Genomic DNA, 25,645 nt, shown 5'->3' on the forward strand with positions numbered 1-25,645 from the left:
GTTTCAAGTGCTCAATGCTCTGCTTTCGGGTTTAACGTACCCGCGCTGAGCGTTCGTAGCTCTTCCCGTTGTTCCGGGTTGAGCTTGGCCAGGTTCCGGAGCAATGTTGCCAGTCTTTGCTGGCGCGCGGCTTCTTCGTTCGGGCTAAGTAGCTCTCTGGCTGCTGCCAGTGTGCTCTCCCGTGCCGGGATGTGCTCCAGTCCGTCGAACAGGTTGTAAAACCTGTCGCGGGCCTGTTTTTCTGTCGCTAACTCCGCAATCAGTTCTTTGCGGGTTTGAATGTTTTTATCCAGAATCCAGCGGGCAAATCGTCCCGCTTGCTCCAGTTGCCGTGTGCCGTCGGCTTGTGCCTTGATTTCAGTGGCCAGCTCAGGCGCTTCCAGCAAGGCTAAACACAATGTACTGTCTTTGCTGAGCTTTACGTCCACCCGCTCTTCGGTTGGGCGGTGCTGGCGTTCTCCGCGCCAGCCTTTTGCTTTGTAGTTTTTACTGTTTTGCTGGCGGCTCTGCCACTGATTGCGGCCGCCGCATAACCGCAGCATTTCGTGCCACATAGCGTCCCGCAGTGTGCAGCGGGGCATTTTGTTCAACAGTTGTTCGGCTCTGGCTCTGAGCTCACCCCGGTGTTCTGGGAGTTCGAGATCCAACCCTTCGCTCTGGCGATCAAACAAAAAACGCGAGAGCGGTGTCGCACCTTCAATTCGTTTTTGGAATGCGTCTGCGCCTTCCTTTCGGACGAGTGTGTCCGGGTCTTCGCCTTCGGGCAGCATCAAAAACTGAAGGTGCAAGCCGTCGGCGATCAATTCCAGTGCGTTTTCCATGGCCCGATCAGCGGCTCGGAAGCCTGCCTGGTCGCCGTCAAAACAAAAGACAATGTGCCGTACTTGCCGAAGTAAGGCGGTCAAACTGTCTTGGTTGGTCGCGGTGCCCAGTGTTGCAACGGCGTAATCGATGCCGTACTGGGCCAGTGCGATGACATCCATGTAGCCTTCTACTACCAGCAGTTTATCCAGCTGGCGTGTGGCTTGCCGGGCTTCGTGTAGGCCGTAAATCTCGCGACTTTTATGGAATACGTCTGATTCCGGCGAGTTGATGTACTTGGCTTTATCGTCGCCCAGTGTGCGGCCGCCAAACGCGATGGTTTTGCCGCGAGTGTTCCGAATCGGGAACATCACCCGGTTGCGGAACAGGTCTCTTGGTTTGCCGTACTTGTCGGAAACGGTTTTGGTTTCCAGCAAGGGCTTTTTCAGATCTCTCGGTGCTGCGTCATACAAAGCGGTGCCAGTACCTGGTGCAAAGCCGATCTGATAACGTGCGATGATGTCATCGTTCAGACCGCGTTGATTCAGGTAATCCTGTGCGTAAGTGCCTTGTTGGCTGGTGAGCGCCGAGTGATAAAATTTGCTAGCGAAATCCAGCGCGTCGGTCAAAGTCCGGGCTTGCTGCATTTCCTGTTTGGCGACTTTGTCGTAAGGCACTTCCATGCCAGCACGTTTCGCCAGTTCTTCTACGGCTTCTGTAAAGCCAAGGCCTTCGAATTCGCGGATAAAACTGATGGCATCGCCATGAGCGCCGCAGCCAAAGCAGTGGTAGAAGCCTTTGTCGGGCCGAACGTTGAACGAGGGTGTCTTCTCGTCATGAAATGGGCAGCAGGCTTTGTAGTTACCGCCGGCTTTCTTGAGAGTGATGCGTGATCCAATCAATTCTCCTAGATCAATTCGATCCAGAAGGTCTTCAACAAAGCGTTGAGGGATCAGTCCGCTCATGGTGGCTCCACTTCATCCGGGACGCCGGATACAAACGTTATTCACCATAGCCAAAAATGCCGCCGAAGCCAGGCCTCGGCGGCATTTTCAGTTTGCCAGATAAGGCGAAAAGCCGTTCCGGCAATCAGTCTTGCTGTCGAAGCGGTCTGAACTCAGTACAGACGCTCGAACTTACGCTGTTCACGCTGAAGCTTCTTGAGATGACGCTTAACGGCAGCAGCAGCTTTGCGCTTACGAACAGCCGTCGGCTTTTCGTAGTGCTCACGACGACGTACTTCAGAAAGTACACCGGCTTTTTCGCATGAACGCTTGAAGCGACGCAGTGCTACGTCAAACGGTTCGTTCTCTTTCAGTTTAACAGCTGGCATTCGACAATCACCTACCTGATAGATTCGGTTTCAAATTGTTCCGCTGGAATAGATTCTCGCGGCTCGATCCCTGGTCAGATTGGTTATAACTCGACCAGTGCATAATTAAGGGCGGCAATGATAACGGCTGGGACACTTCAGGTCAATCATTGTTCAACGAAAGTGACGGGAGCCACCGGCTTTCTGATAAAATCACGGCCGATCATTCCAACCCCGCAGACACGGCCCTGATTTATGCTGATTCTTGGTATTGAAACTTCTTGTGATGAGACTGGCGTTGCCTTGCTGGACGATGAGCGCGGCCTGCTGGCCCATGCCTTGTTTAGCCAAGTAGAGGTGCACGCTGACTATGGCGGCGTGGTGCCGGAGTTGGCATCTCGCGACCATGTGCGCAAGCTGCTGCCATTGTGTGATCAGGTTTTGGCGGATGCGGGCATGTCCCGAACTGATATAGAGGGAATTGCGTACACGGCGGGCCCCGGTCTTGTGGGGGCGTTGATGGTGGGTGGCTCGGTGGCCCACGCCTTGGGTTATGCACTGGATATTCCGGTACTCGGAGTGCACCACATGGAAGGGCATTTGTTAGCCCCGATGCTCGAAGACAATCCCCCGGCTTTTCCTTTCGTAGCTTTACTGGTGTCGGGTGGCCACACCCAATTGGTGCGAGTAGATGCGATTGGTGAGTACGAGATGTTGGGCGAGTCGGTGGATGACGCGGCGGGCGAAGCCTTCGACAAGGCCGCGAAAATGCTGGGTTTGGATTACCCTGGTGGCCCAAGAGTGGCCGCGTTGGCCGAACACGGTCGAGACGGGCGTTATCGCTTCCCCCGTCCGATGACGGATCGCCCCGGTTTGGATTTTAGTTTTAGTGGCCTGAAGACTTTTACCTTAAACACCGTGAATGCAGCGAAAGACGCGGGTGAGTTGGATGAGCAGGTAAGGGCAGACATTGCCTTGGCCTTTGAAGCTGCGGTAGTCGATACCCTGACCATTAAGTGTCGCCGGGCATTGGAGCAAACCGGCTGCAAGCGCTTGGTCATCGCCGGTGGTGTGAGTGCAAACAAGCGTTTGCGCGCCGGGCTTGAGAAAATGACAGCAAAACTGGGCGGTTCGGTGTTCTACGCGCGCCCGGAATTCTGTACCGATAACGGCGCTATGATCGCTTATGCTGGTGCGCAGCGTTTGAGGCAGGGACAGAAAGACGGCGAGAGGATTGTCTCGGTGCCTCGTTGGCCTATGGATACCCTGCCTTCCGTAAACGAACCTCGCGCTAACGGTTTGGTGGACTGAAAATCTTAAAGCCCCGTTTCCCTGCCTTGGGCCAGCCGAATCAGGTTATTGCGGTGGCGTACGACGATAAGCAGCGTTAATAAGCCAAAGAGCGGCAGGGTTTTCGGTTCCAGAATCGCGCTGATTATGGGGCCGGAACCAATGGCAATGATCGACGCCAGCGCACTGATCCGCGAGCGCCAAATGACCAAAAGCCAGATGGCGGCCATCAACAATGTGGTCAGAGGTGCGAGGGCTAACCCTGCTCCAAGTGCGGTGGCAACACCTTTCCCGCCTTTGAATCGGAAAAAAACCGGAATCATGTGGCCGGTCACGGCGCTCAAAGCGACGATGGCCTGCACCATGATGGACATACCGGCCTGATTGGCCAGCCAAACCGGTAGCCAGCCTTTCAGGGCATCGAGGGCGAGGGTGGTGAGCGCCGGTTGCCATCCTCCAGCGCGAAACACATTCGTGGCCCCCGGATTGCTGGAGCCCTGGGCGCGTGGGTCTGGAAGCCGCCATGCGCGGCAAACCGGGATGGCAAACAGCACCGATCCGGCGAGATAGGCTCCAAAGCAGAGCAAAACGATGAAGATCGGTTGGCTAGCAGTTTCCATAGGTGTTTCACATGGCGCGCAGACGGCATCAGGTATTCTGTGAGAAAATAGCTGCCCCAAATTCAGGCGAGCAGGCGAAGGGCCACAGTATCGCTTGTCTGTTTAATATTCAATCAGCCAAGAGTGTAAGCCTAGGGAGTCTGGTTTGGCAGATGTGGTGTTAGTGGAAGGTTTGGCCGTCGAAACGGTTATCGGTGTATACGACTGGGAGAGGGAAATTACTCAGCGGCTGCTTGTGGATCTGGAAATGGCATGGGACAACCGGGTGCCGGCCGCAAGCGATGATGTGGCCGATGCCCTCGATTACGCAGCCGTGAGTGAAAAGGTCGGCCAATGCATTCAGACGCTGCAACCGCAATTGCTCGAGACGGCCGCGGAAGCGGTTGCCGCCATGCTGCAGCGGGATTTTGGCGTGAGCTGGCTGCGGCTGACCATCAATAAGCCCGGCGCGGTTCCGGCGGCCACCTCTGTGGGTGTTCGGATCGAGCGAGGTCAGCGCTGATGGCGAGGGTGTTTCTGGGTATCGGCAGCAATGTTGAGCGCTACCGGCATGTGGGGCTCGCTCTGGGTGCCTTGCAGGAAATGTTTGGTGAGTTGTCGGTGTCGCCGGTATACGAGAGCGAGCCGGTAGGTTTTGCCGGTTCCAACTTCCTGAATCTGGCCGTCGGTTTTCATACGGAGCTGCCCGTGGCCGAGCTATCCCAGCGGTTGAAGCAGTTGGAGTTGGATTTTGGTCGTAGCCCGGATGCTCCCCGGTTCAGCCCGCGGACCTTGGATTTGGATATCCTCACCTACGGTGATGAAGTGGGGATGGTGGCGGGTGTAGAGTTGCCCCGAGGTGAAATCCTGAAGAATGCATTCGTGCTGAAGCCGTTGGCGGATATTGCACCGAGGGAGACGCATCCGGTGAGCGGCCGGTGTTACCGTGACCTCTGGCAAGACTACCGCACCGGCCAAAAGCTTTGGCCGGTGGATTTTAACTGGCAGGGGCGTCAGATATCAGCAGCGATTAGCTGAGCGGAACAAAGCGATCAGGTTATCGGTTGCGCTGTCGCCGGCGCTACTGACGTCTTCAACATCAACCAAGCGGGGAAGAATTTCATTGCCCATTTGTTTGCCAAGCTCTACGCCCCATTGATCAAAGCAGTCCACATCCCAAATCACGCTTTGTACAAAGGTGCGATGTTCATAAAGTGCCACCAGTGCTCCCAAGGTTTCGGGTGCCACCTTCTCCATCATCAGAATATTACTTGGCTTGTTGCCGGGGATGGCTTTGTGAGGAGCCAGTTCTGAAGCGGCGGTTTGGTCTAGGCCACCGTTGATGAGTTCTTGTCGGGCCTCAGTCTCGGTTTTGCCGGCCATCATGGCGCGTGCCTGGCTCAGACAATTCGCAAACAGTGTGGCGTGGTGATGGGCCAAGGAATTGTGCGAGGTAAGCGGAATCACAAAGTCGGCAGGAACCAGCCGTGTGCCCTGGTGAATCAACTGGTGATAAGCATGCTGGCCGTTTGCGCCAACGCCACCCCAAAGAATCGGCCCGGTTTCGTAATCCACTGCCGTACCTTGTTGAGTCACCTGCTTGCCGTTACTTTCCATATCCAGCTGCTGCAAGTGCTCGGGCAGGTGTTTCAGGTACTCGTCGTAAGGCAATACGGCGTGACTTTGGGCGCCCCAGAAGTTGTTGTACCAAACGCTCAGCAGTGCCATTACCACTGGTAGATTTTGCTCGGCTGGTGCTTCTCTGAAGTGGCAGTCCATCGCGTGCGCACCGGCTAGCAGGGCGCGGAAGTTATCCATGCCAACCATCAATGCAATGGGTAAACCAATGGCCGACCAGAGTGAGTAACGGCCGCCCACCCAATCCCACATCGGGAAGATGTTATCTGGATGAATGCCGAACCGTACCGCTTCGTCGGAATTCGCCGTAACCGCCATGAAATGGCTGGCGACAGCATTCTCGTTGCCACCGTTCGTGAGAAACCACTCTTTGGCAACCAGGCTGTTATCAAGGGTTTCCTGTGTGCGGAACGATTTGGATTGCACCAGAAATAAGGACGTTTCGGGGTCGAGTGACTTCAGGGTTTCAGCGATGTCAGTACCATCGATGTTGGCAACGAAGTGACACCTTAAATTGCCTTGCCAAAAGGGAGTGAGGGCTTCTACCGCGAGCTTGGGGCCAAGGAAGGAGCCGCCGATACCAATGCTGACGATGTCCGTGAAGGCGCGGCCCGTATGTCCGGTTTTTGTGCTGTTTTTAATGGCTTGATCGAGCTGTTCCATGCGAGCCTGAGTGGCGTGGATCTCAGGAGTGATGTCGTTGCCATCGACCCATACAGGCTCACCCAAAGGTTGGCGCAATGCCGTGTGCAGCGCAGGCCGATTTTCAGTGCGATTAACCTTGGCGCCCGTGAATAAGTCTGCAATGCGTTGTTGCAAACCGCACGCTGATGCCAGATTGGAGAGAGCAAACAGGGTTTTATCTGTCAGACGGTTGCGCGAAAAATCGAGAGTTAGCCCCGCACCTTTGATTAGATACCGGTCAGCGCGTTGCGGGTCTGTTTGAAACAGATCGCGCATAAACACGTTCTCCAGCTGCTGTTTTTGCTGGAGAAGCGCGTGCCATTCGGGTTTTTCAGTCAGCGGTGCCGAAGCGGGTGGCATCAGAGTGTCCTTTCTGTTCGCTGCCGCGCAAACACGAGGCAGCGAGTCCGGTGTTTAGCGAGTAACAGAGATATTGTCGATCAGCCGGGTAGTTCCTAAAAAGGCGGCCACCAGCAGGGTAAGTTCTTTGTCGGCTTCGGAGGCCGGCTTGAGCGTCAGGCTGTTCACAATATTGAAGTAATCAGGGCGTAAGCCCGCGTTTGCCAGAGTATCGCGAGCCTCTTGTTCCACCCCAGCGAAATCACGGCTGCCCGCTTCCAGTTGCTGGGCGGCATGAGTCAGTGTTTTGTAAACGACGGGCGCAATGGCTCTCTCTTCTTCTGACAGGTAGCCGTTACGAGAGCTTTTCGCCAAACCGTCTTCTTCACGGACGGTGGGTGCGCCAATAATCTCGATGGGCATCATCAGGTCAATAGTCAGCTTGCGAATCACTGCCAGCTGCTGAAAGTCTTTTTCGCCAAAAAAGGCCATGTCCGGCTGGATCATATTGAGCAGCATGGTGACGACCGTGGCCACGCCTTCAAAGTGACCGGGGCGGCTTGCGCCACAATGGCCTTCACTGACTTCGGGCACCACCACCTTGGTTTGGTTGGCAAGTCCCTCCGGATAAACTTCGGAAACCGACGGAGCAAAAATCAGAGTGTTACCAGCCGGGGCCAGCTTGTCCTGATCGTCTGCGAGCGTGCGCGGGTAAGCGTCCAGATCTTCGTTAGCACCAAACTGCATGGGGTTGACGAAGATGCTGGTAACAACGATGTCAGCTGCTTCTGAGGCCTTGCGCACAAGAGAAATGTGGCCTTCGTGAAGGTTGCCCATGGTGGGCACCAGCGCGATGGTTTTTTCCTGTTGGCGATAGGATCTCAGGATGCGGCGAAGTTCTTTGAGTGAATGTACAGTTCTCATGCCTTGAACGTATGCTCCTCGGCGGGGAAAGTGCGTGCTTTAACAGCCTTGGCGTAGGCCTCGATGGCTTCCGGGATAGACGACGTCTCAGCCAGAAAGTTTTTCACGAACCGGGGTTTACGGCCCGGTGTAACACCCAGCATATCGTGTAATACAAGCACCTGGCCGTCTGTGTCAGAGCCGGCGCCAATACCGATAACCGGTGCTTTCACTGCCTGAGTGATGCGGGCGGCGAGGGGTGCGGGAACACATTCCAGCAAGATGATGTCCGCGCCGGCTGCTTCCAGTTCGCACGCGTGCTCGATCATGGCTTCTGCGGTTTTGTCGTCTCTACCCTGGACTTTGTAACCGCCGAATTTGTTCACGAACTGGGGAGTCAGGCCCAGGTGAGCGCATACCGGTACGCCTCGTTCGCTCAAGGCTTCGATGGTGTCTCGCATCCAGTCGGTGCCTTCCAGTTTCACCATATGTGCACCAGCGCGCATTAACTCAGCGGCGTTATCCAATGCATCGGCAACCGTGCCGTAAGACATAAAGGGCATGTCGGCCATGATCAACGAGCCTGTGTTTCCTTTAGCCACACAGCTGGTGTGGTAGACCATATGATCCATGGTTACGGGCAGTGTGCTGTCGTTGCCTTGAAGCACCATGCCGAGAGAGTCACCAATCAGGATTACATCCACGCCTGCTTCGCTGACCACTTGTGCAAAGGTGGAATCGTAGGAGGTTAGCGCCGAGAAGGCTTCGCCTTTCTGTTTGAGTTCCCGCAGGGTATTAATGGTAACTGCCATAAGATCCTTGCCTTTTGGGTGGATGGGCCAGTAGTGATCCGGGGTCTTCCGGTGTTCAAAGAAGTATAAGATTAACGACGAGGTGTGTCAGCCACAAGGATAGCATGGAGTTTGTGCCCTTGGGCTAGTCTGATCCGACCATTGGCGCTAGCTTGCGCAGCTGGTTATCCGGACACTGCGTGCGCAGCTCAACGATACGGCGCCCATCTGGCAATTGAAGTTCTGGGTTCAGGTCCAGTAACGGTTGCAGCGCGAAATCACGGTTTTCTAGCTCGGCATGGGGAACGGTGAGTCGTTCGTCGCTGATGACTTCGGTGCCAAAAAGAAGCACGTCGAGATCCAAGGTGCGTGGGCCCCAGTGCCTGAGTCGTTCACGTCCTTGGGCCAGCTCGATGGCCTGCAAATGGTCCAGCAGTTGGTGCGGTGACAAGCTGGTGCTCAGTTTCACCGCGCCATTAACAAAGTCGGGCTGGTCTTGTGGCCCGACCGGCCTGCTGGCATAGAAAGGCGACTGGGCCTGCAGGCTAGTTTGAGGCAGGCGTGACAGTGCCATGACGGCTTGGCCCAGTTGGCGAGCAGGGGCTTTTAGATTACTGCCCAGCCCTACGTAAGCTATTGTGCTCACGACTGAGGGGGCTTTTTGTTGGGGCTGCGTTTACGACCACGCTTGCGGGGCCCGGCTGCGGCGCCCACCTGAGACAGCATTTTTTCCTGCCCGCGTTCGTCCGTTCTTTGGAAGTCCGTCCACCAAGCACCAAGGCCGGGCTCCAGCTCGCCGGCAGATTCGCGCACCAGCAAGAAGTCATATGCGGCGCGGAAGCGGGGGTGGCTAAGTGTGGCAAATGCTCGTTTGCCCTGGCGGCGGGGAAGTCGAGTCTGCAGTTCCCAGATTTCTTTCATTGGTCCGGAGAAGCGCTTGGGAATCGACGTAGCTTGTACCTGGCGGCCAATTACTTTACCGATTGCGCCGTGCAAAGCCGGCTGCACCGGATCGCCGTTATCCTGTCTAATGCGCCATTCTGCTTGCAGCGCGGGCCACAGCATGGCGGCAAACAAGAAGTAAGGTGTGACCGATTTGCCTTGGGCGATGCGAGCATCGGTGTTGCGTAAGGCTTGGTGGATGAGTTCGTCCGATTCACCGTTATTAAGGGCGCGCACGGTTTCCGGGAACAGCATCTCCAGTAGGCCATAGTCCTTCAGCAGTTCGTAGGTGGCTTCACCGTAGCCCGCCGAAAACAGTTTAAGCACTTCGTCGAACAGACGGGCCGGTGGTATGTGGCCTAAAAGAGGGGCCAGCTCACGAATAGGCGCTTCGGTTTCGGGTTCGATCTCGAAGCCAAGCTTCGCCGCGAAACGAATAGCGCGCAGCATGCGCACCGGATCTTCACGGTATCGGGTTGCCGGGTCACCAATCAGGCGTATTTGCTGGTTCTCGAGATCCTGCATGCCGTTTGCGAAGTCGATAATGCTGAAGTCGCGAATGCAATAATAAAGAGCATTGATGGTGAAATCGCGGCGCAGAGCATCGTCCTCCAGATTGCCGTAAACGTTGTCGCGCAGCAGGAGACCGTGTTCGCTGGTTTTGTGTTCGTGATCAGAGTGGTCTTCGTTCGAGGCTTCTGCGTTGCCGCGAAAGGTGGTTACCTCGATGATTTCGCGACCAAAGACCACGTGCACGATGCGGAACCGGCGACCGATCAGCCGAGAATTACGGAACAGATCGTGTACTTCTTCCGGTGTTGCATTAGTGGCAATGTCGAAATCTTTGGGTCGGCCACCCAGAACGATGTCCCGCACACCCCCACCCACCAAGTAGGCTTCGAAGCCAGACTTGTTCAGGCGGTTTAGCACTTTCTTAGCGGGTTCGCTGATCACCGAGCGAGACACATTGTGTTGGTCTCTCGGGATTTCTTTACGCTGGTAATGTTTGGCTTTCTTTTTCCCGGTGCCGGGCATGAAAGAACGCAACTTATCTACAAGTCTTTTAGGCATGGAAGTCCGTGTTTGCGCAGAGCAAAAACGTGGATTTTAACGGTTTGCGCAGGAATTGCACATGTTTGACTGATATTAGGTAGGAAATGATGAGTTTTTGTCTGATGTGGGGGCAGGATTTGGTGAAGACCAATAATCAAAAGGCGGATCCGTTCTCACGAATCCGCCCTGAAAGCTTCGACGATCTGCAATTATTTTTGTTTTATGTCGGGATTCTTTTTAATGTTTTGCCCCACTGCGTGCCCAAGGTTCGGGCTTCAATATTATGCAAGCGGAAAGCTTTGAATACATGGTGTCGTCAATAGCATGGAGCGGGTTATTGGGCAGGTGTAGTGTCGTCTGAAAGACGATTCTTATCCACATCTACAACTCGCGCATGCTGAGGGACCACAAAAAAACCTAGCACCCAAAACACTCAGTTCGCTTACGTCCTATTTTTGTTTTTGTTGATGGACGTTTTCTTGCAGCTTTTTGTTTTTGTTGTTGGCGCTGCGTTGTCACTCTTGTTTTTGTTGTTGTGCGCTAATAATAGTGCAGAGGCCGTGCCAGATTTTGAAAGATGTTTTTTATCAGTCAGTTACGTGAATCACGGAAATAAGTGTTACCCCGTACTTCGGAGAAGTGTTACCTGTATCGCGAAAGCTGAGGCGGAAGTGTTACCGAGGGGAACGCCCGGTAACAAGTGAGTCTGGGTTCATTTGTTACCGAGTGTGTTTTAGTTACCGCTGGTTTTTTTGCGAGGAATGCCTAAGCGTTGCCTGCGCTCCCAAAGAGATTTCCGGCTGATGCCCAGTTTTTGAGCCAACTCGGTTTCGCTCATACGATCCTGGTTCTCGATGACGAAGTGCTGAAAGTAGTCTTCCAGAGACAAGTCGTTGGCGGAATCAGCTTCTCGGGTGGGGGTGCTCTCGTTATTGCCTTCCACCAGGGTTTCAGGAATGTATTCATCACCCGAGTCGCTGTCGAGATCCAGAACGGACGGAGTAATGGTGTCGCCATCGACAAGAATTGAGGCGCGTTCAATGGCATTTTCCAGTTCCCGAACGTTGCCGGGCCAACGATACCGCTGCAGAGCTTGCATGGCTTCAGGGCTCAGGTGCAGATCGGGTCGGTCGAGCCTCTGGGCTTGCTGTTTCAAGAAACGCCCTGCCAGGCCCAGAATGTCTGCACGACGTTCTCGTAGGGGCGGGAGGCGGATTTGCATCACGTTGAGCCGGTAATAAAGGTCTTCCCGGAACTCGCCGGTACGAGTCATGGCCTTGAGGTTTCGGTGTGTGGCGGCAATCATCCGCACATCCACTTTCCGGCTCTGGGTAGCACCTACCTTGCGAATCTCGCTTTCCTGCAATACCCGGAGCAACCGGGCCTGAGCTTCTGCGGGCAGTTCACCGATTTCGTCGAGAAACAAGCTGCCGCCGTCGGCGGCTTCGATCAAACCCGTGCGAGCAGATACTGCGCCGGTAAACGAGCCTTTCTCATGACCGAACAGTTCGGACTCTATCAAGCTCTCGGGGATCGCAGCGCAGTTGACGGAAATCAGAGGCTTGGAGGCGCGGGGGCTCAAAAGGTGCAACGCCCGGGCGGCCAGTTCTTTACCGGTACCTGATTCACCGTTGACCAGAACCGTGGTTTGGGTGGGTGCTACTTTGCGAATAAGTGTGAACACCTTTTCCATCGGCTCGCACTGGCCAAACATGATATTGGATGGATCTGGCGCTTCGCCTCCGGAATCGGCAGCGTGCTCGTTGCTGGCAGGCAAGGCGTTTTTTCGCGCCAAAATACCTTCGACGGCCGCGAGCATTTCATCATGATCAAACGGTTTGGCGATGTAATCCACCGCGCCCATTTTCATGGAGTCTACGGCCGAGCGCAGGCTGGCGTAGCTGGTCATGATCAGTACCGGCGTATTGGGTGCCCGGTTGATCATTTCAGTGCCAGCGGCACCGGGCAAGCGGAGGTCGGTAATGACCAGATCAAAGGTGTCGGGTTCCAGTTCTTCCGCAGCTTCCACTGAAATGGCATCGGCCACCTCGTAGCCAGCATGCTGGAGCAGTTTGCGGACTGCAGACCGTATGATGTCTTCGTCTTCAACAATCAGAATGCGGGGCATAGTACGTTCACGACCTTTCGTTCGGGCGACTCTCAGCATCGGTGTCGGGTTCGTAAGCTGGCAGGCGAAGCCTCATGCATGTTCCTTTGCCGCTCATGCTCTGGGCGGGGCTCTCTACCTGAATGTTGCCATAGTGTTCTTCAACAATGCTGTAAACAAGGGAGAGGCCAAGTCCTGTGCCTTTGTTGGATGCTTTTGTGGTAAAAAAGGGTTCAAAAACATGGTCCTGTTGATCCGAAGGGATACCAGTACCTTCGTCAATTACCTCGATGATAGCGGAGTAGCTATCGCGCTTGCCAGTCACCTGTATTGTGCCGTCCTCTGGAGAGGCATCTCGGGCATTGGCCAGCAGATTGACGAATACCTGTACCAAACGCTGCTCGTCGCCGAGTATTTGCAGATCCGCCGGGCAGTCGTTTTCATAGTGTATGCCTTTGCGGTTTTCGCCCAGTGATAGCAAATTGATCGATTCCTCCACGCACCGGTGAAGGCTGACCGGTTCGTAGCGTGTGGCATGGGCGTGATTGCCCGTACGCGAGAAGTTCATCAACGATTGCAAAATGGCCGAGATCCGCCGTGTTTGTTGCTGGATCTGGTTGGCCGTGTCCAGAATCTCGGGGTTATCTGTCTCCAGTTTGAGATTTTGGGCCAGCGACGAAATGCCGGTGACCGGGTTGCCAATTTCATGAGCGACACCGGCCGCTAGTCGACCCACCGATGCTAAACGCTCACTGTGCATTAATTCGTCTTCAAGTAGCCTGGTTTCGGTCTGGTCTTCTACCAGAATGATCGATCCGCCTTCCGGGTGATCGGGGCCATTCAGCGCCGCTTTATGCAAGTTCAGCCAGTGCGGTTTGCCGCGCAAATCCAGACGATGTTTGTATCGGTGAGGATCGTTGCCGCTATTAAAGTCGTCCAGTAGCGCGTGCCAGTGCTCTGGTAGCGCCATGAGCTTGGCCCCGACCACTTCATCGGCGGAGATGCTCGTCAGCGCTTCCATGGCGTGGTTCCACATCAGTATTTCGCCATCGTCTCCGATGGAGCTGGCTGGAATCGGGAGGTTCTGCAGAGTTTGCCGATAATGACGACGCAGGTTGTCCAGCTCACCAGCCAGGCCTGTGAGCTGGCTTTGGTAATCGCCGAGCGCTCGTTCGACATAGCGGATATCTTGTCCGGTGCCGCCGTGAGCCATGGGTTTGAACCCCAGATGCCGTTTGACCATGTCTCTGGCGATGGACGGCCCAAGCAGTCCAGACAAATTGGCTTCAATCCGGTCCCGTAGTCGCCGCAGCTGATAAGGGCGGAACTCCGAAGGTGGCAGTTTGAGTTGAGATAGCGCTTGTTGCACCTCACGGCGTGCAACGTTCACACCCAAGGGCTCGGCCAGATGATGAATAAAGTCGGCCGATGAAGAGGCAAACAGCTCGCGACGCTGGGGGCGTGAGAGGGCTCCCATGGAGCAAGCTTGAGCCGCACTGGCTTCTTCGGGGGTCGCAGGGCTGATAATAGAAACCACAGCAAACATCGCAACGTTGGCTGTCAGGCTGGCGAAAGTTACTACGTGCCAGTTGTCATAGCCGGCAGTGACAGGCATGCCTAGCAGCGACAGTAGGTCGAACGTATAAGAAAAAGGAAGCACGAGAGTGAGACCCCAGATCGATAGCCCGGTCACTAACCCTGCGATCAAACCACGACGATTGCCTTCGGGCCAGTAAATGACTCCAAGCACTCCGGGCAGCAGCTGCAGTGTGCCTGTTAGCGAAATCGCGCCGAGAATGGAGAGGTCGAGGCGTTGGCCGACGAGTTCGTGAAACAGCAGGGCCATGAACAAGATGGCCGCGATCAGCAGTCGTTTAACCCATTGTAGCCAGCGGTATATGTCGCCCTGATCTTTTGGGGTTTTTAATGGGAGCACAACATGGTTGAGAACCATGCCCGCCAGCGCCAGCGTGCTGACGATCATGAGTCCACTGGAGGCGGAAAGGCCAGCGATATACATCATAAGAGTCAGTAGTGGGCTTTCCAGTGCCTGAGCAATGCCAATGCTGAAGAATGCCGGCGGCCCGGCCACTCCGAGCGCCTGGCCACCCCATACAATCAGCGGCACAGGCAAACCTAGTAGCAACAGATACAGCGGCAGGCCCCAGCTGGCTTTCCCTAGTGCTCGTGGAGACGGGTTTTCGCTGAAGGTCATGTGATACATGTGGGGTAAAACCAGAGCCGCTGCAAATGACATCAACAACAATGCCCGCCAAGTGCTGTCGTTCACGTTCATGGCCATTGGCGCTTCCAAACGTGACGTATCGGCCAGCCAATGTTCCAGCCCGGCGCTCCCGTTAAATACGCCGAATAGAATCACGCCACCCAGCACCAGTAAGGCGCCCAGTTTTACTATCGAATCGAATGCGATTGCCAGAACCAATCCCTGATGGTGGCCAGATGACTGATGTCGGCGAGCACCGAATAGGACCGCGAACAGCACGACAATCAGGCAGAAGAGTGTGCTGATAAACTTGGGGGATGTGTTGGGTGCAAGTAAGCTGGCAGAGACGGAAACTGCTTGAATCTGCATGCTGAGCAGGGCCATGATCGCTGCCGCCGAGCAGAGTGTGACGAGGGTGCCCGCCCATTGGCTACGGTAGCGGTAGGCGAACAGGTCGGCCAGCGAGGTAAGCTGATACGCCCTGCTGATCCGCAGAATCGGATTTAATAGTACGGGTGCCAGCAAAAAGGCGCCGCTGATTCCTAAATAGTATGCCAGATACCCGAACCCCGATTCCGCTGCGAATCCGATAGCGCCGTAAATCGCCCAGATACCGGCGTATACGCCGAGGCTGAGGGTATAGGTCAGGGGGTGATGGACCCACTGGCGAAGTAGCGTTCCGCGTTCGGTTGCCCAAGCAATGCCGAATAGTAGGCTTAGATAAAGCAGGCTAGCCAGTAACAGCCCGGGTGCGCTAAAACTCATTGGGATCTCGACGCCATTCCAGCCAGAAACCGATCGCAACCAGGCCGCCCCAAAAAATGAACGGGCTGTACCAAGCGTTACCGGGGCCGGTCCACCAACTAAGGATGTTTGGTGAAAAAATATAGATAGCCAGCACCAGTAGAAAAACCAGGCGGTAGATATACATCAGGTTAGTGGTCCAAGTGCGATTGTGTACTTGGGTTTATACCACGGGCTTGCTGGGATGTCAGGGGAATGGCCGTACGTTTCCAGTGTGTTCGGGCCCATGCCAGTACCTCATCGACAGTGGCGCTGAAGAGTGATTCAGGCGGTTGTTGGCCGAGTGCTGTGAGCGCGTGAACCAGATTCGTCGTCGGTTTTGAGTCATCAATGGCCGGCGCGCGATTCTGTTTGCTCAGTTTCTGGCCTTGCTCGTTGAGAATAACCGGTATGTGTAGCCATTGAGGGGGCGAAACGCCCAATGCCTCGAATATCTGTTGTTGCTGGGCGGTCATGTCCAAAAGGTCGTCACCCCGAACGACATGGCTGATACCTTGGTCAATGTCGTCCACGGCGACCGCTAGCTGATAAGCGTAAAAACCTTCTTTTCTCTGCAAAACCGGGTCGTCCAGTTCGGCTCGAACGATTTGGTGTTGCGGTCCCAGAAACAGATCCTGCCATTGGCAATGTGCATCGGTGAGCGCAAAGCGAATCGCATGGGCTGAGCCTTCGGAGCCGGCTTTGCGGGTTCGACACTGGCTTGGATGGCGCCCTCCATGAGCTAGTAGTTGTTTGCGGGAACAGCTGCATCGATAGGCCTTTTCATTCTTCAGCAGGTAAGCGATGGCTTTCTGGTAGGCCGGGTGGCGCCGGGATTGGAAACGTATTGGCTCGTCTGAGTGCAAACCGTGGGCATCAAGAGAGTGAAGAATCTGGTCAGTAGCTTCCGGCGGTTCCCTGAGAGGATCAAGGTCTTCTATGCGAACTAACCAGTCACCATTAGCCGCTCGGGCTTCCAGCCATGTGGCAACAGCGGTAACTAAGGAGCCAAAGTGAAGTGGGCCTGTGGGGGAAGGCGCAAAGCGTCCGCGGTATCGGGTGTGCTCCATAACACCTCTGTAAGCTGGCGGTTAGACCGCCAGCTTGCTGGTAAGGGGCAGGTCAGATGCCGGTCTGGCGTTCGCGAATTTCTGCCAACGTTTTGCAATCGATGCAAAGTGTCGCAGTCGGGCGAGCTTCCAGTCGACGGATGCCGATTTCTACGCCGCATTGATCACAGAAGCCATAATCGTCTTTGTCGATACGATCGATGGTTTTGTCGATTTTCTTGATCAGCTTGCGCTCGCGATCCCGGGTGCGCAGTTCCAGGCTGAACTCTTCTTCCTGGGTTGCGCGGTCGCTGGGATCCGCGTAGTTTGCAGCGTCTTCCTGCATGTGGTGCATGGTGCGGTCGACTTCTTCCATCAGTTCCTGCTTCCAATCCAATAGCAGGTCCTTGAAGTGCTGCAGCATCTCTGCACTCATGTAGTCTTCACCCTTTTTGATTTCGTAAGGGGTGAAGCCGGTAAAGGTTTCGCTTGGTGCTTGCGCAGTCTTCTTTGCCATTGAGCCCTGGCCTCTTGTTTGTACTTCTACTCGGGCGCTTTGTTATCCGTGCCAGCACCTGTGCCGCACGGTTTTACCCAGACGCCCTGTAATGGGAATTTGCGGAAAATAGCAGATAAGTCTCAGGGGTGCCAGCTCTGTGACCTCGGCTTATAGTGGAGAGCATATGAAGTTTTCAGAACCATTGATAGAGGGGCGCCTGATTCGGCGCTATAAACGCTTTCTTGCGGACGTGCGCTTGTCCGATGGAGAAGAGGTGGTTGCGCACTGTCCGAATACCGGTTCCATGCGTAACTGTCAGCCGGAAAATGCACGGGTGTGGTTGAGCGAAAGCAATAACCCCAAGCGTAAGCTGCGGTACACCTGGGAGCTGGTTGAAACCAGCCCGGGAGCGCTGGCATGTGTGAACACTGCACGCCCAAATGCCCAGGCCAAGCATGCGATCGAAAAACGTGTGATCTCAGAACTTAAAGGCTACAGCGAGTGTCGCAGTGAAGTTCGGTATGGCCAGGAAAAAAGTCGTATTGATTTGTTGCTCACGGGTCATGACAGCCAGTCTGATGCGTGGGTCGAGGTGAAAAACGTCACTCTCGCGGAGGGGGGGCAGGGATATTTTCCCGATGCCGTGACCGAACGGGGGCAAAAACATCTGCGCGAGTTGATGGCACAAGTCGCTAATGGCGATCGGGCAGTGTTGTTGTTTGTGGTAAACCACACAGCCATCGAACAGGTGCTGCCAGCGGATCACATCGACCCGCGATACGGCCAACTATTGCGTCAGGCTGTTGAAGCAGGGGTCGAGGTGCTGGCTTATCGGGCTGCTTTGATGGGCGTTGACGGAAATCCGAGTGCCCGGCTCGATTTAATTGACCCGGTCCCGGTTAATTGTGAACCCTGACTTCGATAAGACCGGCGCGCTCGCGCACATCCAGCTCCGTTAAGGCATCGCCCTGACAAGGCCCGGCAATGCACTCACCGGTGCCGGGTTTGAACAGCGCGCCGTGGGTCGAGCATTGAATGAACAGATTGTCGGCATCCATAAAACGGCCGGGCATCCAGTTCAGCTCAATGCCCAGATGCGGGCACACGTTCAGGTAAGCCCGAGGTGTTCCGTTGTCGATAAACACAAAGCCGGTTAGCGGCATGCCTTCGGGCTCAACCGCTTTTTCTTTTAGCCGGAATTCCACGAACTTGCCCGGCAGAAGGTCGTGTGCCGGGCAAGCGGTTTGCCATTGGGGTTGAACGGTTTGCATCAGGAGCTTGAACGAGGGCCGAGGCCAAGGTGCTGACGGATTCTATCCGCTACTGCCTCGGCCACATGCTCCTGATCGGTATGCAGGTGAATGGTGTGGGTCTTTTCATCGGCCGTAAGGGGTTCGAACCACGTTTGCTGAGCATCCAGCATTTCTTCGGTGGCCTCTGAGGCATCGCCTTTGCGTTTGCGCACCCAGTCCCGACGCAGGTCTTCTGGCGCTTCGGTGTGCAGCAGGGCGAAGGGCACACCTTGGTTCTCGGCGACTTTTGCAAACAATGAACGCTCGCTTTCCTTCAAGCTGGCGGCATCGACAATCACCGGCAGCCCCGAAGACAGCAGCTGGCCCGCTAATGTAGCGAGATGTTTGTAGGTTTGCTCAGTGGCTTCAGGGCTGTACAGATCCGTCCCCAAGCCGGATTTGCTGTCATCCAATGGCGCTAGCCCGTGCAATCGTTTGCGTTCAACGTCGGAGCGTAATCGAACCAGCTCCAATTCTGCCGACATGGCGGCACTGACGCAGGTTTTTCCAGAGGCCGAGAGGCCGGTGGTCGCCAGCAGGTAGTGGTTCGGGATGGCGCCGTAATCTTCGGCAAGCTGTGCGTAACTGCGGTAGCTCTGCATCAAACCTTCACGTTCGCTGTCGTTAAGGCTCGGGTTGCCCAACGTGAACAGCGCGATCTTGGCCCGCACCATAGCCCGATATGCTTTGTACAGCGGCAGTAACGCCAGTGCTTCAAAGTCACCTCGGTATTCCAGGTAAGTATTCAGAACCAGATTGGCGAGTGCGGATTCCTGTCGTGATTCCAGGTCCATCAGCAGGAAGGCGAGATCGTTGATGACATCAATCCAGCGGAAGGGTTCGTTGAATTCAATGCAGTCGAACACGGTGACCTGCTCGTTAAACACAGTGATGTTGGCGAGATGAAGATCGCCGTGGCACTCGCGTACTAAACCGTTCGCGCGACGCTGGGCAATCAAGTCACGGTTACGTTCGAACGTGGTTCGGGTCCACTCTTCCAGCGCGTCCAACTGCGTGAGCAAAGCTTTGTCATCCAGCAGAGGCCGAATCTGGTCAAAGTTTTCCTGCATCGCAGCGTGAACGGCTTCCGGGGTGCCCAGTGGTTTTTCATCCGGGACTGGTGGCAGGCTGTCGTGGAACAGGGCCGTTTGGCGAGCAACACTGGTAAGCAGCTCCGGCGCGAGGTCGCCACGTTCCTGGCGCTTGTCGAACAGTTGGCTTTGTTCAAACTGGCGCATACGAATGGCGTATTCAAACGGCTCGCCTTCGCCTTCGAGGACAGGCTGCTCAGGGCTGCCGGTAATGGGTATAACGTCAAGATAGAGATCAGAGGCCAAACGACGATTCAGGCGAAGTTCTTCTTCGCAGAAGTGCTTGCGGCGCTCCAGAGTCGAGAAATTAAGAAAGCCAAAATCCATGGGCTTCTTGATCTTGTAGGCGTAGTCGCCGGTTAGAAGAACCTGAGAGATATGAGTTTCGATCACCTGAAAATCGCTAACCGGGTGGTCGTATAACTCTGGGTTCTGCAGTGCTTTAACCAGTGTGTCGGGGGCGCGTTCGCTCACATTTTGCTCCTGGATTCCCTGAACTCGTTGATTTCGTTTGTTCTATGATAGACGGCAGATTACAGAAATAACACATAACAGGCCTGCCAGTCGCCTCCTTGGCTTCGTTATAATCGCGGGATGAGTAAAACAACGAAATCCCGTAAGAAATCATCTGAAAGTCAGCCAAAGAACCGCCGGTCGGGGCTTTGGCGTTTGTGCATCCGATTAGCGCTTCTGGGCCTGGTGGTGCTCGCCGGCTGGATGGTGTATCTCGACGCAGTGGTAACCTCCCGGTTTGAAGGTCGGCGCTTTGAGGTGCCTTCCCGGGTGTATGCCCGTCCCCTGGAGCTGTATGACGGTGCCAGTGTCAGTGCATCCGGGTTGGCTCGAGAGCTTGAATTGGCGGGTTATCGGGCGGGTGATGGTGTGAAACTGGGAACCTATCGTCGCAACGGCGGCCGGTTTGTCATCAGCGCCCGGGGCTTTGTATTTCCGGATGGAGAGGAACCCCGTCGTCGTATTTCTCTGGTGGTGAGTGGCGACAAGGTCCGGTCGTTCTCGGTGGTCGCTGGGCCTAAATCGCCCATCGTTCGGCTTGAGCCTGCGCAGATTGGCGGTATTTATCCGGCCCACCGCGAAGATCGGGTTTTGGTGCAGCTTGAAGAGGTCCCCGAGTTATTGCCCAGCACCTTAATGGCGGTGGAAGATCGGGAATTTTATAGCCACTTTGGTTTGGCTCCGCTATCGATTGCCCGGGCTATGTTGGTGAATATCAAAGCGGGCAGAGTGGTGCAGGGCGGCAGTACGTTGACCCAACAGCTGGTGAAGAACTTCTTCCTGACCCGCGAGCAAACCCTTTTGCGTAAAGGCAACGAGGCCTTGATGTCGATCCTGCTCGAGCTGCATTACGAGAAAGATGACATTCTTGAAACGTACCTGAATGAGGTTTATCTCGGCCAAGCCGGTATGCGTAGCATTCATGGCTTTGGTCTGGCCAGCCAGTTTTATTTTGGCGAGCGTCTGAAAGACCTGGCTCCGCATCAAATGGCTCTGTTAGTGGGTATGGTGAAAGGTCCCAGTTACTACAATCCGAGGCGCCACCCGAAACGAGCGACCGCGCGTCGTAATCTGGTGTTGGATGAAATGGCGGAAGCCGGGCTGCTGACTGAGCAAGAGGCGAAAACGGTGAAGGCCAAGCCTTTGGGCGTCAGCGGCAAGCCTTCGTTTACAGACAACCGTTACCCGGCCTACATCGATCTGGTTCGCCGACACCTGGCACGGGATTACCAGGAAGAAGATCTGCAAAGTGAGGGTTTGCGGATTTTCACAACGTTGGACCCGGCGGTTCAGCATGCCTCTGAGGCCTCTGTTAGTAAGACGTTACCCAAGTTGCCTGGCTCGGATGAGCTGGAGGCTGCCTTGGTGGTCACGGCAAAAGACACTGGCGAAGTGCTGGCTTTGGTTGGCGGTAAAGATCCGAGTTTTGCCGGTTTCAACCGGGCAGTGGATGCCAGGCGCCCGATGGGGTCCCTGATCAAGCCGTTTGTGTATCTGGCCGCGCTTGAGCAGGCTGAACGGTATACGTTGATCACTCCGGTTAAAGACCAGGCGTTTACGCTGGAATTCGATGACGGCAAATTGTGGCAGCCGAGAAACTTCGACAAGCAGGAACGGGGCGAAGTGCCTTTGCACCGCGCGCTGTCCAAATCCTATAACCTGCCGGCGGTTCGAGTGGGTCTGGATGTCGGAATTCCTAAAGTGCAGGAAAAACTGAGAGCGTTTGGCATCACCAGCCCGATATCGGATTACCCCTCAATGCTGTTGGGTTCTGTGAATTTGGCACCGGTGGATGTGGCTCAGCTGTATCAAGGTCTGGCAACTTCGGGCTTTAACACGCCCTTGCGTACCATTCGTGAGGTAACGGATGCCGACAACGAGCCGCTGTCACGCTATAACCTGAAAGTGGATCAAGTGGCAGACCCGGCTGCGGTGCATTTGGTGCAGTACGCTATGCAGGAAACCATGCAAGAAGGTACCGGCCGCTCGGCATATTACACCTTGCCGGATCAGCTAACGCTGGCAGGCAAAACCGGCACCACCGACGACGGGCGGGACGCCTGGTTTGCCGGCTTTAGCGGTGATTTGCTGGCGGTCGCCTGGGTCGGCCGGGACGACAACGGCTCAACCTCGCTCACCGGGGCTTCGGGGGCTTTGCCCATTTGGTCCACAATGATGGCGCAGATTCCCCAGCACGGGTTTTCACCTGTCATGCCAGACGGGGTGCAGTATCATTGGGTGGATACTGAAGCCAACGCCCTGACGGGGGAAGGGTGCCAGAATGCACGCCTGATACCCTTTGTGGCCGGCAGTGAGCCCGACACTCACACCGGTTGCAACGGCGATTTTGGTGGGCAAATACGCAGTTGGTTTGAAGGATTGTTTCGATGAAAAAAGTAACGATAACGCACGCGGCCAGCTTCGCGTTCATGCTCGGTTTGGCCGGTTGCACGGCGCCAGGCGGTGGCTCTATTTATGTGCCCATGGGGGGTGACGGGCAGTCGAAAGCACCGGAGCCGCCCAGAGCGTCTAAGCCGGAAACGTCCGAACCTCAAGTCTGGCGCAAGAGCGAGCAGTCCGACGTCAGTGAGCCTACCCCTGCGCCAGAACAGCCTACCCGTTCGCCCAGCTATCGCGAATCCGGTGATGAATTGCCTGCCGCGGCAGTCGCTCTGATTCGCGATGCCGACCAACGGTTGCGGCAGGGTGATTCTGCTGGTGCTATTTCGCGGCTAGAGCGGGCCCAGCGCGTAGCGCCGCGGTCGGCGGAGGTTTATTTCAAACTGGCGGAAGCTTACGTGGCTGGAAATAATCTGGGCGCTGCTGAGCAGTTTACGTTGAAGGGCCTGTCGCTGGCGGGTAACGATTCCCGAATGCAGCGGTCTGGCTGGTTGCTGCTGGCGGACATTCGCAGAGCGCGAGGTAATGTGGCAGGGGCTTCCCAAGCTGAAGATCGGGCGAGAGCGCTTTAATGGGTAGAGGCCATCCTTGGCCTCTTACAGTTTCACGGCTGTTTACAGCGTGGCCATTACCTTACGGGCGGCCGCCAAGGTGAACTCGATGTCTTCGTCGGACAACGCCGCACACACGAAGCTTGCTTCGAAGGCGGAGGGTGCGAGGTACACACCTTCTGCCAACATGCCCTGGAAGAACTTCTTGAAGCGTTCGGCATCGCATTCCATCACTTGAGCAAAGCTGGTGACCGACGATTCGTTGGTGAAGAAGAAACCAAACATGGCACCGGCAGATTGCACTGCGAGCGGGATACCCGCTTCGTCGGCCGCGACTTTGATGCCGTCGCGTACCTTGTTGGTTTTTTCGATTAGTCGGTCGTGGAAGTCGGATTCAGATATAGCGTTCAGAGTGGTCAGGCCTGCGGCCATTGCCAGCGGGTTGCCGCTCAAAGTGCCGGCCTGATATACGGGGCCCAGCGGTGAAATGTGTTCCATGATTTCACGCTTGCCACCAAACGCACCCACCGGCAGACCGCCACCGATAACTTTGCCCAGAGCAGTCAGATCCGGAGTCACGCCGAATAAGCCCTGAGCGCCGCCCAGAGAAACCCGGAAGCCGGTCATCACTTCATCAAAAATCAGTACCGTTCCGTGCTCGTCACATACCTCGCGCAGACCTTCGAGGAATCCCGGAACCGGCGGAATGCAGTTCATGTTTCCGGCTACGGGTTCCACGATAATCGCCGCTATTTGATCGCCCATTTCCTCGAAGGTTTTACGCACGCCCTCGATGTCGTTGAAATCGAGTGTGAGTGTGAGTGCGGCCAAGCTGGCGGGAATGCCCGGGGAGTTAGGCTCGCCCAGTGTCAGTGCGCCGGAGCCCGCTTTTACCAGCAGGGAATCCACGTGGCCGTGGTAGCAGCCTTCAAACTTTACGATCTTGTCGCGACCGGTGTAACCGCGCGCCAGACGAATGGCGCTCATAGTGGCTTCGGTTCCGGAGTTAACCATCCGCACCATATCGATTGAAGGCACTAATTCGCATACTTTCTTTGCCATCTCGGTTTCAATAGCGGTTGGGGCGCCGTAGCCTACACCAAGGTCAACCTGAGCGTGCAGGGCGTCTTTGATGCGAGGGTCTGAGTGGCCCAGAATCATCGGGCCCCAGGAGCCGATGAAATCGATGTAGCGCTTGTCGTCTTCATCGTAGAGATAAGCGCCCTCGGCATGCTTGAAAAACACCGGGGTACCGCCCACGCCGCGAAATGCCCGAACCGGAGAGTTGACACCACCGGGGATGTATTTTTGCGCCTGTTCGAACAGTTCTTCAGAATGACTCATGGTTTACTCCTGTCGATTGGAATGTGTCGATAGTGGGTGATGTGAAGTAACCAGTTGGCTGAACAGCCTGGCTTTCGCTTCTATGTCTGCGGGGCTACCCCCGAACAGTCCGCCCACTACTGCAATAAGGTCAGCACCGGCACGAATCAGTGGTTCCGCGTTATCGGTTGTAATGCCACCAATGGCCGTCACTGGAAGCGCTAAACGCCGTGCGTCGCTCAACACGTTAACGTCCGCACGGGGTGCGCCGGGTTTTGTGCCAGAGTGGTAAAAACGACCAAAGGCCAAATAGTCGGCCCCTTCGGCTTTGGCGATGTCGGCCAGCTCCATCTGGTGGTGGCAGGTAATGCCAATAATGGCATCTTGCCCCAGCAGCTTTCGGGCATCGGCCAAGCTCCAGTCGTCTTGTCCTAAATGTACGCCTTGGGCACCCACCCGGTGCGCCAATTCCGGATCATCATTGATGAGTAACGGCACGCCTGCATTCTGGCAAAGGCTAGCCAAATCCGTCGCTTGGCGCAGCCGTTCAGTTGTCGATGAAAGCTTGTCCCGATATTGGACCAACACTGCGCCGCCCGCTAGCGCGGCTTCTACGGACTGCAGTAGATGATCCGGGGGAGTAAGGCGATTGTCGGTGATGGCGTACAGGCCGCGCTGAAGAGATGGTTTCAGCGTTCCCACGGAATGCCCCTGTTGGGTACTCTTTGGCCATGGCCGATATTCAACGCACTCAAAAGGGTGCGGCTGACGTAATTCTGGGCTTGGGATATAGCCGCTCGAGCAGACAGCCCGCTGGCAATGCCGGCTGCAATGGCTGCGGCCAGCGTACAACCGGTGCCGTGGTATTCGTTGACACCAATGCGCTCAACCTGCCAGTCCTTGGGCTCATGCCCGGCGCTGTACAAGGTGTTGATGATGTGATGACCGGTTCCGTGACCACCGGTAGCCAGTACCGATTTGCAGCCAGCTGATAGCAGTTTGTCGGCGGCTTGGCTTTCGCTGTCACAGTTGCCCAGCTGCAGAAGCTCAACCCCGTTCGGTGTGATCATTTCGGCTCGGGCAAACAATGAGGCTTTCATCGCTTTGACCAGTTCGTCATCGGCTAGGTCTCCGCCGCCGGCTGCCTTGATCACTGGGTCCACGATAAGCGGTAACTCCGGGTGGCTATCGAGAAACTCCATGAGAACGTTGACCACTGCGGCGTTGCCCATGGCGCCCGTTTTTACCGCGTGTATGGGGATGTCTTTGTCCAGACACTCGAGTTGCTGCCGGATGATTGCCGGGTCAATGGCTTGGGCGCCGTACACATTTTTTGTGTCTTGTACGGTCAGGCAGGTCAGCACGGGCAAGGGGTGCCCGCCCAAAGATGTAATGGCCTGGATGTCTGCCTGAATGCCTGCGCCGCCGGACGGATCCAGCCCGGATAGCACCAGAACATGG

General features: G+C 55.7%; 24 protein-coding genes. 6 read left to right on the plus strand and 18 right to left on the minus strand.

All coding sequences use genetic code 11. From position 1 onward, the window contains the following. Nucleotides 1-11 precede the first annotated feature (11 nt). Together dnaG and rpsU are read right to left on the minus strand one after the other, a co-directional pair. Nucleotides 12-1,766, minus strand: coding sequence for a DNA primase (gene dnaG / locus K5L82_RS16375; RefSeq protein ID WP_133006590.1), 1,755 nt, complete (start codon nt 1,764-1,766; stop codon nt 12-14). A gap of 152 nt (nt 1,767-1,918) precedes the next feature. Beyond that, a complete protein-coding gene (gene rpsU, locus K5L82_RS16380; RefSeq protein WP_096278179.1) occupies nt 1,919-2,134 on the minus strand; it encodes a 30S ribosomal protein S21 in 216 nt (71 codons plus the stop codon). A gap of 234 nt (nt 2,135-2,368) precedes the next feature. Between rpsU and tsaD the strand changes: the two genes are divergently transcribed. Next, nucleotides 2,369-3,424 (plus strand): tRNA (adenosine(37)-N6)-threonylcarbamoyltransferase complex transferase subunit TsaD, encoded by a 1,056-nt coding sequence (gene tsaD, locus K5L82_RS16385; RefSeq protein WP_133006589.1) that lies wholly within the window; start codon nt 2,369-2,371, stop codon nt 3,422-3,424. A gap of 5 nt (nt 3,425-3,429) precedes the next feature. On the opposite strand, the gene plsY is transcribed toward tsaD, so the two are convergent. Continuing rightward, nucleotides 3,430-4,023, minus strand: a complete 594-nt coding sequence (gene plsY / locus K5L82_RS16390; protein WP_133006588.1) for a glycerol-3-phosphate 1-O-acyltransferase PlsY — start codon at nt 4,021-4,023, stop codon at nt 3,430-3,432. Nucleotides 4,024-4,168: 145 nt separating this feature from the next. On the opposite strand from plsY, the gene folB reads away from it, so the two are divergent. Further along, nucleotides 4,169-4,525: a dihydroneopterin aldolase gene (folB, locus tag K5L82_RS16395; protein ID WP_133006587.1), complete on the plus strand. Its 357-nt coding sequence runs from the start codon at nt 4,169-4,171 to the stop codon at nt 4,523-4,525. Further along, nucleotides 4,525-5,040: a 2-amino-4-hydroxy-6-hydroxymethyldihydropteridine diphosphokinase gene (gene folK, locus K5L82_RS16400; protein ID WP_223134883.1), complete on the plus strand. Its 516-nt coding sequence runs from the start codon at nt 4,525-4,527 to the stop codon at nt 5,038-5,040. Before folB ends, folK (K5L82_RS16400) begins: the two co-directional genes overlap by 1 nt. On the opposite strand, the gene pgi is transcribed toward folK (K5L82_RS16400), so the two are convergent. The 10 genes from pgi to dksA form a co-directional block, all read right to left on the minus strand. Then, on the minus strand, nt 5,023-6,684 hold the full coding sequence (gene pgi / locus K5L82_RS16405; protein WP_223134884.1) for a glucose-6-phosphate isomerase: 1,662 nt from the start codon (nt 6,682-6,684) through the stop codon (nt 5,023-5,025). The genes folK (K5L82_RS16400) and pgi overlap by 18 nt on opposite strands. Nucleotides 6,685-6,738: 54 nt before the next feature. After that, complete coding sequence (gene panC / locus K5L82_RS16410) at nt 6,739-7,587, minus strand: pantoate--beta-alanine ligase (protein ID WP_223134885.1); 849 nt, start codon at nt 7,585-7,587, stop codon at nt 6,739-6,741. Continuing rightward, a complete protein-coding gene (gene panB / locus K5L82_RS16415) occupies nt 7,584-8,378 on the minus strand; it encodes a 3-methyl-2-oxobutanoate hydroxymethyltransferase (RefSeq protein ID WP_223134886.1) in 795 nt (264 codons plus the stop codon). The genes panC and panB overlap by 4 nt, the downstream gene beginning before the upstream one ends. 124 nt (nt 8,379-8,502) lie before the next feature. Continuing rightward, nucleotides 8,503-9,003: a 2-amino-4-hydroxy-6-hydroxymethyldihydropteridine diphosphokinase gene (gene folK, locus K5L82_RS16420; RefSeq protein ID WP_133006582.1), complete on the minus strand. Its 501-nt coding sequence runs from the start codon at nt 9,001-9,003 to the stop codon at nt 8,503-8,505. Beyond that, a complete protein-coding gene (pcnB, locus tag K5L82_RS16425) occupies nt 9,000-10,370 on the minus strand; it encodes a polynucleotide adenylyltransferase PcnB (protein WP_223134887.1) in 1,371 nt (456 codons plus the stop codon). The genes folK (K5L82_RS16420) and pcnB overlap by 4 nt, the downstream gene beginning before the upstream one ends. A 715-nt stretch (nt 10,371-11,085) precedes the next feature. Beyond that, a complete protein-coding gene (locus K5L82_RS16430; RefSeq protein WP_223134966.1) occupies nt 11,086-12,480 on the minus strand; it encodes a sigma-54-dependent transcriptional regulator in 1,395 nt (464 codons plus the stop codon). A 7-nt stretch (nt 12,481-12,487) separates the two neighbouring features. Further along, nucleotides 12,488-15,448 (minus strand): ATP-binding protein, encoded by a 2,961-nt coding sequence (locus K5L82_RS16435; protein WP_223134888.1) that lies wholly within the window; start codon nt 15,446-15,448, stop codon nt 12,488-12,490. Further along, a complete protein-coding gene (locus K5L82_RS16440) occupies nt 15,438-15,614 on the minus strand; it encodes a hypothetical protein (protein WP_165950611.1) in 177 nt (58 codons plus the stop codon). The genes K5L82_RS16435 and K5L82_RS16440 overlap by 11 nt, the downstream gene beginning before the upstream one ends. A 4-nt stretch (nt 15,615-15,618) precedes the next feature. Further along, on the minus strand, nt 15,619-16,536 hold the full coding sequence (gene gluQRS / locus K5L82_RS16445) for a tRNA glutamyl-Q(34) synthetase GluQRS (RefSeq protein ID WP_223134889.1): 918 nt from the start codon (nt 16,534-16,536) through the stop codon (nt 15,619-15,621). Between the two features lie 52 nt (nt 16,537-16,588). Further along, on the minus strand, nt 16,589-17,032 hold the full coding sequence (gene dksA / locus K5L82_RS16450; protein ID WP_114334772.1) for an RNA polymerase-binding protein DksA: 444 nt from the start codon (nt 17,030-17,032) through the stop codon (nt 16,589-16,591). A 166-nt stretch (nt 17,033-17,198) separates the two neighbouring features. Here dksA and sfsA point away from each other — a divergent pair, with 166 nt between their 5' ends. Continuing rightward, a complete protein-coding gene (gene sfsA / locus K5L82_RS16455; protein ID WP_223134890.1) occupies nt 17,199-17,930 on the plus strand; it encodes a DNA/RNA nuclease SfsA in 732 nt (243 codons plus the stop codon). Here the strand turns inward: sfsA and K5L82_RS16460 are convergent. Both K5L82_RS16460 and K5L82_RS16465 read right to left on the minus strand, forming a co-directional pair. After that, on the minus strand, nt 17,914-18,285 hold the full coding sequence (locus tag K5L82_RS16460) for a Rieske (2Fe-2S) protein (protein ID WP_223134891.1): 372 nt from the start codon (nt 18,283-18,285) through the stop codon (nt 17,914-17,916). The genes sfsA and K5L82_RS16460 overlap by 17 nt on opposite strands. After that, nucleotides 18,285-19,871: an AAA family ATPase gene (locus tag K5L82_RS16465; protein ID WP_223134892.1), complete on the minus strand. Its 1,587-nt coding sequence runs from the start codon at nt 19,869-19,871 to the stop codon at nt 18,285-18,287. The genes K5L82_RS16460 and K5L82_RS16465 overlap by 1 nt, the downstream gene beginning before the upstream one ends. 120 nt (nt 19,872-19,991) lie before the next feature. On the opposite strand from K5L82_RS16465, the gene mrcB reads away from it, so the two are divergent. Next, entirely contained in the window at nt 19,992-22,301 is a 2,310-nt protein-coding gene (mrcB, locus tag K5L82_RS16470; protein ID WP_223134893.1) for a penicillin-binding protein 1B, read from the plus strand. After that, complete coding sequence (locus K5L82_RS16475; protein ID WP_223134894.1) at nt 22,298-22,882, plus strand: tetratricopeptide repeat protein; 585 nt, start codon at nt 22,298-22,300, stop codon at nt 22,880-22,882. Before mrcB ends, K5L82_RS16475 begins: the two co-directional genes overlap by 4 nt. A gap of 42 nt (nt 22,883-22,924) precedes the next feature. Here the strand turns inward: K5L82_RS16475 and hemL are convergent, their stop codons facing one another. Genes hemL through K5L82_RS16490 form a run of 3 tightly spaced genes read right to left on the minus strand, consistent with a single transcriptional unit; the run spans nt 22,925 to nt 25,635 of the window. Beyond that, nucleotides 22,925-24,205, minus strand: coding sequence for a glutamate-1-semialdehyde 2,1-aminomutase (gene hemL, locus K5L82_RS16480; protein WP_223134895.1), 1,281 nt, complete (start codon nt 24,203-24,205; stop codon nt 22,925-22,927). A gap of 3 nt (nt 24,206-24,208) precedes the next feature. Continuing rightward, nucleotides 24,209-24,886, minus strand: coding sequence for a thiamine phosphate synthase (gene thiE / locus K5L82_RS16485; protein WP_223134896.1), 678 nt, complete (start codon nt 24,884-24,886; stop codon nt 24,209-24,211). Then, entirely contained in the window at nt 24,874-25,635 is a 762-nt protein-coding gene (locus K5L82_RS16490; RefSeq protein ID WP_223134897.1) for a hydroxymethylpyrimidine/phosphomethylpyrimidine kinase, read from the minus strand. The genes thiE and K5L82_RS16490 overlap by 13 nt, the downstream gene beginning before the upstream one ends. Between the last annotated feature and the right edge of the window lie 10 nt (nt 25,636-25,645).

It is taken from the genome of Marinobacter sp. AL4B, assembly GCF_019916045.1.
Taxonomy (GTDB): Bacteria; Pseudomonadota; Gammaproteobacteria; order Pseudomonadales; family Oleiphilaceae; genus Marinobacter.

What these genes read in the sequence shown, in the direction of transcription:
- K5L82_RS16435 (WP_223134888.1), bottom strand. Translation starts at nt 15,448, where the DNA reads ATGAGTTTTAGCGCACCCGGGCTGTTACTGGCTAGCCTGCTTTATCTA.
- pcnB (WP_223134887.1), bottom strand. Translation starts at nt 10,370, where the DNA reads ATGCCTAAAAGACTTGTAGATAAGTTGCGTTCTTTCATGCCCGGCACC.
- sfsA (WP_223134890.1), top strand. Translation starts at nt 17,199, where the DNA reads ATGAAGTTTTCAGAACCATTGATAGAGGGGCGCCTGATTCGGCGCTAT.
- K5L82_RS16475 (WP_223134894.1), top strand. Translation starts at nt 22,298, where the DNA reads ATGAAAAAAGTAACGATAACGCACGCGGCCAGCTTCGCGTTCATGCTC.
- dnaG (WP_133006590.1), bottom strand. Translation starts at nt 1,766, where the DNA reads ATGAGCGGACTGATCCCTCAACGCTTTGTTGAAGACCTTCTGGATCGA.
- K5L82_RS16460 (WP_223134891.1), bottom strand. Translation starts at nt 18,285, where the DNA reads ATGCAAACCGTTCAACCCCAATGGCAAACCGCTTGCCCGGCACACGAC.
- rpsU (WP_096278179.1), bottom strand. Translation starts at nt 2,134, where the DNA reads ATGCCAGCTGTTAAACTGAAAGAGAACGAACCGTTTGACGTAGCACTG.
- folK (WP_223134883.1), top strand. Translation starts at nt 4,525, where the DNA reads ATGGCGAGGGTGTTTCTGGGTATCGGCAGCAATGTTGAGCGCTACCGG.
- pgi (WP_223134884.1), bottom strand. Translation starts at nt 6,684, where the DNA reads ATGCCACCCGCTTCGGCACCGCTGACTGAAAAACCCGAATGGCACGCG.
- gluQRS (WP_223134889.1), bottom strand. Translation starts at nt 16,536, where the DNA reads ATGGAGCACACCCGATACCGCGGACGCTTTGCGCCTTCCCCCACAGGC.
- hemL (WP_223134895.1), bottom strand. Translation starts at nt 24,205, where the DNA reads ATGAGTCATTCTGAAGAACTGTTCGAACAGGCGCAAAAATACATCCCC.
- K5L82_RS16430 (WP_223134966.1), bottom strand. Translation starts at nt 12,480, where the DNA reads ATGCCCCGCATTCTGATTGTTGAAGACGAAGACATCATACGGTCTGCA.
- plsY (WP_133006588.1), bottom strand. Translation starts at nt 4,023, where the DNA reads ATGGAAACTGCTAGCCAACCGATCTTCATCGTTTTGCTCTGCTTTGGA.
- panB (WP_223134886.1), bottom strand. Translation starts at nt 8,378, where the DNA reads ATGGCAGTTACCATTAATACCCTGCGGGAACTCAAACAGAAAGGCGAA.
- mrcB (WP_223134893.1), top strand. Translation starts at nt 19,992, where the DNA reads ATGAGTAAAACAACGAAATCCCGTAAGAAATCATCTGAAAGTCAGCCA.
- K5L82_RS16440 (WP_165950611.1), bottom strand. Translation starts at nt 15,614, where the DNA reads ATGTATATCTACCGCCTGGTTTTTCTACTGGTGCTGGCTATCTATATT.
- dksA (WP_114334772.1), bottom strand. Translation starts at nt 17,032, where the DNA reads ATGGCAAAGAAGACTGCGCAAGCACCAAGCGAAACCTTTACCGGCTTC.
- tsaD (WP_133006589.1), top strand. Translation starts at nt 2,369, where the DNA reads ATGCTGATTCTTGGTATTGAAACTTCTTGTGATGAGACTGGCGTTGCC.
- panC (WP_223134885.1), bottom strand. Translation starts at nt 7,587, where the DNA reads ATGAGAACTGTACATTCACTCAAAGAACTTCGCCGCATCCTGAGATCC.